Origin of the sequence: Vibrio sp. 10N.222.48.A3, from assembly GCF_041475345.1 — a bacterium.
Classification (GTDB): Bacteria; Pseudomonadota; Gammaproteobacteria; order Enterobacterales; family Vibrionaceae; genus Vibrio; species Vibrio tasmaniensis_A.
On sequence record NZ_JBFRVX010000402.1, the window covers coordinates 1 to 2,119 of the forward strand.

3 protein-coding genes are annotated in these 2,119 nt (G+C 43.7%); 1 reads left to right on the forward strand and 2 read right to left on the reverse strand.

Annotated features, from left to right (window positions below; all coding sequences use genetic code 11):
• Both AB4653_RS12510 and ahpC read right to left on the reverse strand, forming a co-directional pair.
• Nucleotides 1–534: thioredoxin family protein (locus AB4653_RS12510; RefSeq protein ID WP_372070958.1), on the reverse strand; the 534-nt coding region annotated here is incomplete at its 3' end.
• A 228-nt stretch (nt 535–762) separates the two neighbouring features.
• On the reverse strand, nt 763–1,320 hold the full coding sequence (ahpC, locus tag AB4653_RS12515) for an alkyl hydroperoxide reductase subunit C (protein WP_004736364.1): 558 nt from the start codon (nt 1,318–1,320) through the stop codon (nt 763–765).
• A gap of 434 nt (nt 1,321–1,754) precedes the next feature.
• On the opposite strand from ahpC, the gene AB4653_RS12520 reads away from it, so the two are divergent.
• Nucleotides 1,755–2,119: VOC family protein (locus AB4653_RS12520; RefSeq protein WP_372104298.1), on the forward strand; the 365-nt coding region annotated here is incomplete at its 3' end.

Here is a 2,119-nt window from a genome sequence, read left to right on the forward strand (position 1 = left end):
ACCGTTAATAAACACGCTTGGTACTGCCATGATGTCGCGAGACTTCACTTCGTCTTGGAATGCTGCGCCGTCGATCATGGTTGTCTTAACCAGAGGGTTAATCGCCGACATCATGTTGAATGCCTGAACCACTTCTGGACAGTTTTGGCATGAGAGTGAGATAAAAATCTCTACATTAAGCTCTTGATCGAGTTCTTTAATTTGCTCGATTACGTCCGCTTCAAGCTTGATAGGGTGACCACCACTATGAAGCAGTGCAAGTACCAGTGATGTGAACTCGTGGCCCATTGGCAAACCGGCAAAACCGATCGCGGTGCCTTTCTCTTGGTTCACTACCTGCATGATAGGACTGCGAGTGCTTGCGCTGTCATCTCGAATCACTTCAATTTTGTCAGTGAGAGAAGCTATATCATTCGCCAGATCTTGAAGTTTGTTCGCGGTGTCGCTGTCATCTAGGCTAAGGACTAACTGAACATTGGTTTTTAGGTTTTCTAGGTATGCTTTTAGCTGCTGCTTCATTGCTTGATCTAACATAATCGTGCCTGCTCTTAAATTCTGTGTCTTGGTATTGACCAATACCTTCTTGCTGAAAAAGGAAAATAAAAAGGGGGCGCAAGTCGGCAAATATTGTGGTGTTGATGTTTTGAAAGGGTGGCGCGCAACTGCCCTTTAGGAGGGAGGCCGAAGCGCGCCTGTAGAACCGTTTAACTGTTCTGTTTTACTTGTTCTTTCTTAGCTGTTCTTGTTTGAACTAGGCTTAGATTAAATCTTGCCTACTAGGTCTAGAGATGGCGCTAGAGTCTCTTCGCCTTCTTTCCATTTAGCTGGGCAAACTTCACCTGGGTGAGCGGCTACGTATTGTGCTGCTTTAACCTTGCGTAGTAGGTCTTCTGCGTCACGTCCGATGCCTTCAGCTGTGATTTCCATTGCTTGGATAACGCCTTCAGGGTCGATTAGGAACGTTGCACGGTCTGCAAGGCCTTGACCTTCACGCATAACGTTGAAGTTGTTTGTGATGTTGCCTGTTTGGTCGCCGACCATGAAGTATTCGATAGTGCCGATTTTGTCAGAAGTATCGTGCCATGCTTTGTGAGAGAAGTGCGTGTCAGTTGATACTGAGAAAACTTCTACGCCGCGAGATTGAAGCTCTGCGTATTTGTCTTGTAGGTCAACTAGCTCAGTTGGACATACAAACGTGAAGTCTGCTGGGTAGAAGAAGAATACAGCCCACTTGCCTTTAACGTCTTGCTCAGTGATTTCTACGAATTCGCCGTTTTTGAATGCTGTTGCGTTGAATGGTTTGATTTCTGTGTTGATCATGATTCGACTCTCTTTCTAATTTGTAGTGTTTAACGCTATCCCGCGTCGATGGAGCTATATTGCATTCGCACCGAAAATTAGTGAAATCGGACATTTCTATAGATTCAATAGGCAAATCCTATCTTCGTAAGAAGATCGCTATCGACAAAAACTATCGATAAAAGTTATCAAACTAGGGCTACGTTCTATTTCGGCTTATCTCTATTCACGTAAGCCTCTATGTATCTATGTATCTAAGTAGGCAAGGGCAGGCGTGGCTTCTTTAAGCGAGCTGGGATTTGATGCTAAATCTGTAAATAACAAAAAATTATCATTAATATAATTAATGATAATTTCATTTAATCGTTACATCTCCATATACTCTCTCCATCGAAACGAAACATCGAAGCCAGTCTTCGAAACGCACAGAATTAAAAACGAATTTGGAGTAAGTTATGAAAATGAATCACGTAGGCATCATGGTGGGTGACATGGATCAAGCAGTCGAGTTTTACACGAAAGCGCTGGGTCTAAGAATCGTAATGAACAACACTAAGGTTATGGAAGAGCGTGAATCAGCAATCGGCCGTATGTGTATCGCAGTATTTGGCGAAGGCTTCAAAGGCTTCAACATTGCACACCTAGTCACATCTGATGGCATCGGTGTTGAACTGTTCGAAATGAAAGAACGTCAAGAGCGTCACGAAGTAGACTTCTCTCGTCTAGGCATCTTCCACTTCTGTCTGCAACTTCCAAAAGAGCAGTTTCATTCAGCTATTAAGCGTGTTGAAGAGTATGGCGGTAAGGTTCGTATGGACAT

What these genes read in the sequence shown, in the direction of transcription:
- ahpC (WP_004736364.1), bottom strand. Translation starts at nt 1,320, where the DNA reads ATGATCAACACAGAAATCAAACCATTCAACGCAACAGCATTCAAAAAC.